Raw genomic sequence first — 7,111 nt, 5'->3', positions numbered from 1 at the left:
GTCCGGGACTGGAGATCGTTGATCCAGCCCGCCCGTCGGAGGCTTCAAGGCGGCGAGGTCCGAACAGGGCTCAGCGCCGCCGCGCTTCCGGATAACGACCGCGCGGAGCGATCGGGCTTCGTCGAAACGGTATTCTTTTTCAAACTCCGGACGATGTCCGGCGCTCCGTGGCCCTTTCCATCAACTCACAGCCGGTTTGGCGTGGGATCACACGCACTTGCCCCCACCTGACCGCTTCGCGGTCTGTTCGCCCCCATAGGGGGCGGATGCGCGCGCCGGGCGCCGCAGCGCGGCTTCTTCCCCCTGTGGGGGAAGACGACCGCGAAGCGGTCCGTAGGGGGCAAGTGTTCGCCTGCACTGAGCTCCCCGACGGGAGGACGGCCTGCTAGTCTCGCCGCCGTTCCTCAAGCCTCCGGATTCGCCCGTGTCCCAGATCGCCGTCGCCGACCTCACCAAGGACCAAGCCGATGCCGAACTGGCCTGGCTGGCCGACGAGCTGGCGGCCCACGACCTGCGCTATCACCAGCAGGACGCCCCGACGATCACCGACGCCGAGTACGACGCCCTCAAGCGCCGCAACCTCGACATCGAGGCCCGCTTCCCCGACCTGATCCGCGAGAACTCGCCGTCGATGCGGGTGGGGGCGGCGCGGGCCGAGCAGTTCTCGCCGGTCGAGCACGGCGTGCCGATGCTGAGCCTGGACAACGCCTTCTCCAACGACGAGGCCACCGAGTTCGACGCCCGCATCCGCCGCTTCCTGCGCCTGACGAACGAGCCGGTCTTCTACACCGCCGAGCCCAAGATCGACGGCCTGTCGGCCTCGCTGCGCTACGAGAAGGGCGTGCTGGTCCAGGGCGCGACGCGCGGCGACGGCCGGGTGGGCGAGGACGTCACCGCCAACCTGCGGACCATCGCCGACATCCCCCACAAGCTGAAAGGCTCCGGCTGGCCCGACGTTATCGAGATCCGCGGCGAGGTCTATGTCGAGCTGGAGGCCTTCGCCGCCTTCAACGCCGCCGCCCTGGAGGCCGGCCAGCGCACCTACGCCAACCCCCGCAACTTCGCCGCCGGCTCGCTGCGCCAGATTGATCCCAAGATCAGCGCCCAGCGGCCGCTGCGCTTCTTCGCCTATGCCTGGGGCCTGGTCAGCGACCCGTTCGCCGCCGGCCAGTGGGAGGCGTTGGGCAAGCTGCACGACTGGGGCTTCGTCACCACGGCCCCGCCGGCCAAGCGGGTGCGGGACGCTCAGGGCCTGCTGGACGCCTATGCCGAGTTCGAGGTGCTGCGGCCCAAGCTGCCGTTCGACATCGACGGCGTGGTCTACAAGGTCGACGAGCTGGAGCAGCAGCGCCGCCTGGGCTTCGTCTCCCGCTCGCCGCGCTGGGCCATCGCCCGCAAGTTCCCGGCCCAGCAGGCCCGCACGATCCTGGAGGCCATCGACCTGCAGGTGGGCCGCACCGGGGCGATTACCCCGGTGGCGCGGCTGAAGCCTGTGACCGTGGGCGGGGTCTCGGTGACCAACGCCACCCTGCACAACGCCGACGAGATCGCCCGCCTGGACGTCCGCGTCGGCGACACCGTGGTGATCCAGCGAGCCGGCGACGTGATCCCGCAGATCGTCCAGGTGGCGCTGGAGGAGCGTCCCAGCCCCGCGCCGGAACCCTATGAATTCCCTCACGAATGCCCCTKTCCGCTGAAGACGCCGCTGGCCCGCGAGGTCAACGCCTCGGGTACGGAGTCGGTGGTGCGCCGCTGCACGGGCGAGTTCGCCTGTCCGTTCCAGCGCATCGAGCACCTGCGCCATTTCGTGTCGCGCCGCGCCTTCGACATCGAGGGCCTGGGCGAGAAGCAGCTGGCGGCCTTCTTCGAGGAGGGCTGGATCAAGGAGCCGGCCGACATCTTCAGGCTGGCCCGCGACGAGGAGAAGCTGACGGCGCTGCGCGAGCGCGACGGCTATGGCGAGACCTCGGTGGCCAACCTGGTCAAGGGCATCGAGGCGCGGCGGACCATCGGCCTGGACCGGGTGATCTACGGCCTGGGCATGCGCGACATCGGCGAGACGACTTCGACGGTGTTGGCCCGGAACTTCGACCGCTTCGAGGACCTGCAGGCCGCGGCGGAGAAGGCTGCTCACCAACTGCCGGGGGCGGTCTATCTGGAGCTGGCGGGCGCGGCCGGGGTCGGACCCAAGGCCCGCGACGAGCTGGTCGAGGCCGGCAAGGGCGGGTTGAAGGCCGACCCGTGGCCCGAGGCCGACAGCCTGGAGGTCAAGATCGGCCACGCCGTGCCCAAGCTGAACAAGCCGGCCCGGGCCGCCCTGGCCGAGCGCTACGGCACGTGGGACGCCTTCGCCCAGGCCCTGGCGGAAGCCGGGCAGGGGGCGCCGGGCGACGACTATCTGAACCTGGCGGCCATCGACGGCATCGGTCCGGTGGCGGCCCAGTCGATCGCCCGCTTCTTCGCCGAGGACCACAATCGCGAGAAGGTCGCCAACCTCGTCGCCGAACTCGACATCCAACCGGTGGCCAAGCCCAAGACCGACACGGCCGTGGCCGGTAAGACCATCGTCTTCACCGGCTCGCTGGAGAAGATGACCCGCGACGAGGCCAAGGCCCAGGCCGAGGGGCTGGGGGCCAAGGTGGCCTCGTCGGTGTCGAAGAAGACCGACCTCGTCGTGGCCGGTCCCGGCGCGGGCTCGAAGCTGAAGACCGCGACCGAGCTGGGCATCCAGGTGATGACCGAGGACGAGTGGCTGGCGATGGTGGGAAGCTGATGACCGTCGTCGCCATCGACTTCGAGACCGCCAACGAGCAGCGCTCCAGCCCCTGCGCCATCGGCCTGGCCTGGATCGAGGACGGGGCGATCGTCGAGGTCGAGCACCACTACATCCGGCCAAGCGACATGCGCTTTTCGGGCTGGAACATCGCCGTCCACGGCATCCGTCCGGCCGACGTCGAGGACGCCGACGAATTCCCAGCGGTGCTGGCGCGGCTGCGGGACCGGATCGAGGCGGCGACGGTGATCGCCCACAACGCCGCGTTCGACATCAGCGTGATGCGCCGGACCTGCGAGCTCTACGGCCTGTCCTATCCGCGCTTCGACTACATCTGCACGGTGCAGGTGGCCAAGAACACCTGGCCGCAGCTGCCGTCGGCCAAGCTGGACGCGGTCTGCGGGTTCCTGGGTGTGGACTTCAGGCACCACGACGCCGCCCAGGACGCCTATGCCTGCGGCGCGGTGGCCCTGGCGGCCGTCGAGGCGACCCGGACGTCGCACATCCGCGACCTGCCGGGGAAGCTGGGCATGACGGCCGGGCGGCTGAACGCCGACAGCTACACCACCTGCTCCAGTCCGGGCCTGAGGCGGCGGGCCGGGTAGGGGATCGGCGAGCCTTGTTCGAACTTGGCCATCAATTCATGGCCGGTTCAGCCGAACGCGCGTTAGAAGGGTGACAACAACAGGGAGAGGACCCCCATGAAACTGCCCATCGTCGTCGCCGCCCTGGCTCTTTCCGCGAGCGCCCTGGCCGTTTCCGCCCCTGCCTTCGCCCAGGACGCCACGGGCCTATGGCAGACCGAAACCAACGGCGGTCAGGTCGAGATCAGCCGCTGCGGCAACAGCCTGTGCGGCAAGCTGGTCAACTCGGATCACATCAAGAAGGACCCGACGGTCAAGGACGAGAAGAACAAGGACGCGTCCCTGCGCACCCGGCCGCTGAAGAACATGCAGATGCTGTACGGCTTCAGCGGCGGCCCGACCAAGTGGACGGGCGGCAAGGTCTACAACGCCGCCGACGGCGGCACCTATTCGGGCACGATCACCGTGCTTTCGGCCACCGAACTGAAGCTGAAGGGCTGCATCGTGGCCCCGCTGTGCAAGACCGAGAAGTGGACGCGGATCAAGTAGAACTCGGAGTTTTCCCTCCCCCTCGTGGGGAGGGTGGCCCTGGCGTAGCCAGGGTCGGGTGGCGGCTTGCTGAGCCGGCAGGCCCCACCCACCAGCTTCGCTGGTCCCCCCTCCCCACGAGGGGGAGGGAAGGGCGTTCAGCCCGTCACCGTGTAGATCATGATCCCCGTCGCCACCGACAGGTTCAGGCTGTCGGCCCTGCCGCGCATCGGGATCTTGACGTTGACGTCGCAGGCGGCGGCCAGTTCGGGCGGCAGGCCCTGCTGCTCGTTGCCCATCAGGATCAGCGACGGCTTCACATAGTCGGCGCTCTTGTGGTCGACCGTGGCGGTCAGCAGGGTGCCGACCACGCTGCCGGGCCAGGTCTCGCGCCAGGCCAGGAACTCGGCGATCGAGGCCTTGGCGATCTTGACCGCGAAGATCGACCCCATGGTCGCCCGCACGCCCTCGACCGAATAGGGGTCGACGCAGTCGCCGACCAGGATCACCCCGCCGCAGCCGGCCGCGTCGGCGGTGCGGATCACGGTGCCCAGATTGCCCGGGTCGCGGACGGCCTGCATGGCCACCCAGCACGGGGCGCTCTCGGGCACGATGGCGCTGAGCGGCGTGAACACCTGCTTGAACACCCCGACCACGGCCTGCGGATTGTCGCGCCGCGAGACCTTCTCGAGGATCTCGCGATTGACCTCGATGACCTCGCCGCCGGCCTTCAGGCAGGCCTGGCTGGCCTTCTGGAGCATCGGATGGTCGGCGGCGTCGCGGCCGTACATCAGGATCTTGGGCGCATGGCCGCAGTCGATCGCCTCGATGACGATCTTCAGCCCCTCGGCCAGGAACAGCCCGCTCTCCTCGCGCTCCTTGCGCATATGCAGGGCGCGGACGGCCTTGACCGTATTGTTCGACAGCGAGGTGACGGTCTTCGCGTGCGGGGGGGCGTTCATCGCTTATGCCTCCGAAGCCCAGCGGGCGAAGAACGACAGGCCGATCTGGCGGTCGCCCTTCTCCTCGACCAGGGCCAGTTCGCCCCAGTCGATGACCCCGCCGCGGCCCTTCAGTTCCTGGGCCAGCAGGCCCGACATCGCCGCGCCCGAGACCCGGGCGGCATAGGCGTTCATCAGCAGGAACGAGGCGTCGGGGGCCAGGATCTGGGCGCAGTTCGCGGTCAGCTCGGCCAGGTCCTCGAAGAGGCGCCAGACCTCGCCGTCGGCGCCGCGGCCGAACTTCGGCGGGTCCAGGATGATGCCGTCATACAGCGAGCCGCGCCGGACCTCGCGGGCCACGAAGCGGCGGGCGTCCTCGACGATCCAGCGGATCGGCTTGTCAGCGAGGCCCGCGAACGCGGCGTTCTCGCGGGCGAAGCCGACCGACTTCTTGGAGGCGTCCACGTGGGTCACGGCCGCGCCGGCGGCGGCGCAGACCAGGCTGGCCACGCCGGTGTAGCCGAACAGGTTCAGCACCTTGGGCTGGCGGCCCTTGATCGCGCGGACACGCTGATCCTGCCAGGCCCAGTTGGCGGCCTGCTCGGGGAAGAAGGCCAGGTGGCGGAACGGCGTGAACTGGCCGTGGAACCTGGCCTCGCCCCAGGCCAGGGGGAACTTCTCCAGCGGCTTGCCCTTGAAGCGCYAGCGGCCGGCCTCGTTCTCGTCGGTGGGGTCGAAGACGGCGTCGGCCGCGTCCCAGACCTTCGGGTCCAGGCGCGGGGCCCAGAAGCATTGCGGCTCGGGGCGGACGACGGTGTAGCGGCCGTAGCGCTCCAGCTTCCTGCCATGACCGCTGTCGAGCAGGGCGTAATCGGCCCAGCCGGTGGTGCGCATGACGAGCGGGGCGGCGGCGATGGTCGGATTCATGCCCCCGCCAATACGCGCTCAGGGCAAGGCCCGTCCAGTCCGCGCCAGCAGGCGGGGCAGCAGACGGTTCGCCGCGCGGGGCGTATGGGGGGTCTTGTCCCAGTGGAACGGCGAGACGACGAACTGGCGAAGCGCCTCGGCCGCCGCCAGGCTCTGCAGCGGCCAATAGAGGATCGCGCCCAGCAGCGGCAGCATCCGCTGGCGGTGTCCGGCCCGCTGTTGGGCCACGGTCCCGGCGATGGCGACGCAGGTCCAGCCGAAGAAGACCAGCATCCAGTCCATCAGCGGAACCTCGGCGCACACGCCCAGCGTCGAGCCCAGGCTTTGCAACGCCAGCCAGGCGAGGAGGGGACCGTGCAGATGGGAGGAGACGACCGGAAGGGCCAGGGTAATGACGAGCGCGGCGAGGCCGCGCGGCGTGCGAGCGGCCCGACCCCGCGCATGGACGGCCAGGGTCTGGAGATGGCCCTTGATCCAGCGGGCGCGTTGGGGTTTCCAGACCTTGAACCCCGTCGGCGCGGTCTCGAAGGTGGGGTGGGACAGGACATCCAGCCGACGGCCGTTCGCGGCCAGGCGAAAGCCGATGTCGGCGTCCTCGGTGACGTTGTACGGATCCCAGCCCCGCACGGCCCGCAGGGCGGCGGCTCGGAAATGGTTGCTGGTGCCGCCCAACGGGAAGGGCAGGCCCCAGCGCGCCAGGGCCGGCAGGAAGACCTCGAACAGCACGGCGTATTCCAGGGCGAACTGGTCGGGCAGGAAGCGTGGGTCGGGTTCGATCCGCAACGGCGCCTGCAGGCAGACGAGGCCGGCGTCGGCCTGGGCGAACCGCGCGGCGGCCTCCCGAAGTTGGCCGGGATGCGGCGCGTCCTCGGCGTCGTAGATGACCACCAGTTCGCCGTGAGCCCGTTCGAGGGCGATATTGCAGGCGCGGGGCTTGGTCTGGGGCGAACCGGGCGGCGCGACCAGGACCTGGAAGCCGACTGGAAGCTCCAGCGCGCCGAAGGCGGCCTGGGTCTCGTGATCGCCGGCCTCCAGGGCGATCAGCACCTGCAGGCGGTCCCGGGGGTAGTCGAGCCGCTCGAGGTTGGCGACGAGCTCCGCCGCCACCGACGCTTCGCGATAGAGCGGGACGATGACCGTATAGGCAGGCAGGGCTTCGTCGGCGACCGGAGGGCAGGCCGTCGAAGCGCGGGGCGTGAACGCGGCGACCAGCTTGATGGCCGACTGGCTCATGAAGCCGACGAAGAACAGCAGATGAAAGGCTTCCAGCGTCGCCCGGGATTGCAGTCCGATCAGGACCGCCAGGACGACCGCCACGATGATCAGCCCGATCACCTGGCCCCGAGACAGGCGCCGGT

General features: G+C 69.7%; 6 protein-coding genes. 3 read left to right on the top strand and 3 right to left on the bottom strand.

The window, feature by feature from the left end:
* Positions 1 to 424: 424 nt before the first annotated feature.
* The 3 genes from ligA (at position 425) to AC1U89_RS22955 (ending at position 3,906) form a co-directional block, all read left to right on the top strand.
* Positions 425 to 2,773, top strand: coding sequence for an NAD-dependent DNA ligase LigA (gene ligA / locus AC1U89_RS22965; RefSeq protein WP_479901943.1), 2,349 nt, complete (start codon positions 425 to 427; stop codon positions 2,771 to 2,773).
* Positions 2,773 to 3,378 carry a 3'-5' exonuclease gene (locus tag AC1U89_RS22960; protein WP_479901942.1) on the top strand — a complete coding sequence of 202 codons (606 nt, stop codon included), beginning with the start codon at positions 2,773 to 2,775 and terminating at the stop codon, positions 3,376 to 3,378. Before ligA ends, AC1U89_RS22960 begins: the two co-directional genes overlap by 1 nt.
* 96 nt (positions 3,379 to 3,474) lie before the next feature.
* Positions 3,475 to 3,906: a DUF2147 domain-containing protein gene (locus AC1U89_RS22955; protein ID WP_479901941.1), complete on the top strand. Its 432-nt coding sequence runs from the start codon at positions 3,475 to 3,477 to the stop codon at positions 3,904 to 3,906.
* Positions 3,907 to 4,043: 137 nt separating this feature from the next.
* On the opposite strand, the gene AC1U89_RS22950 is transcribed toward AC1U89_RS22955, so the two are convergent.
* The 3 genes from AC1U89_RS22950 to AC1U89_RS22940 are packed head-to-tail and all read right to left on the bottom strand — an operon-like array spanning position 4,044 to position 7,088.
* Positions 4,044 to 4,847 carry a TrmH family RNA methyltransferase gene (locus tag AC1U89_RS22950; protein WP_479901940.1) on the bottom strand — a complete coding sequence of 268 codons (804 nt, stop codon included), beginning with the start codon at positions 4,845 to 4,847 and terminating at the stop codon, positions 4,044 to 4,046.
* 3 nt (positions 4,848 to 4,850) lie between these two features.
* Positions 4,851 to 5,753, bottom strand: coding sequence for a class I SAM-dependent rRNA methyltransferase (locus AC1U89_RS22945; protein ID WP_479901939.1), 903 nt, complete (start codon positions 5,751 to 5,753; stop codon positions 4,851 to 4,853).
* A gap of 18 nt (positions 5,754 to 5,771) precedes the next feature.
* The gene (locus AC1U89_RS22940) at positions 5,772 to 7,088 is read right to left on the bottom strand and encodes a glycosyltransferase (protein ID WP_479901938.1); all 1,317 of its coding nucleotides are present in this window, start codon (positions 7,086 to 7,088) and stop codon (positions 5,772 to 5,774) included.
* Positions 7,089 to 7,111 lie beyond the last annotated feature (23 nt).

Source organism: Caulobacter sp. 05T431 (genome assembly GCF_056665975.1).
Note: the sequence above shows the minus strand (reverse complement) of the source record. Positions and strands in the feature narration are given on the sequence as shown.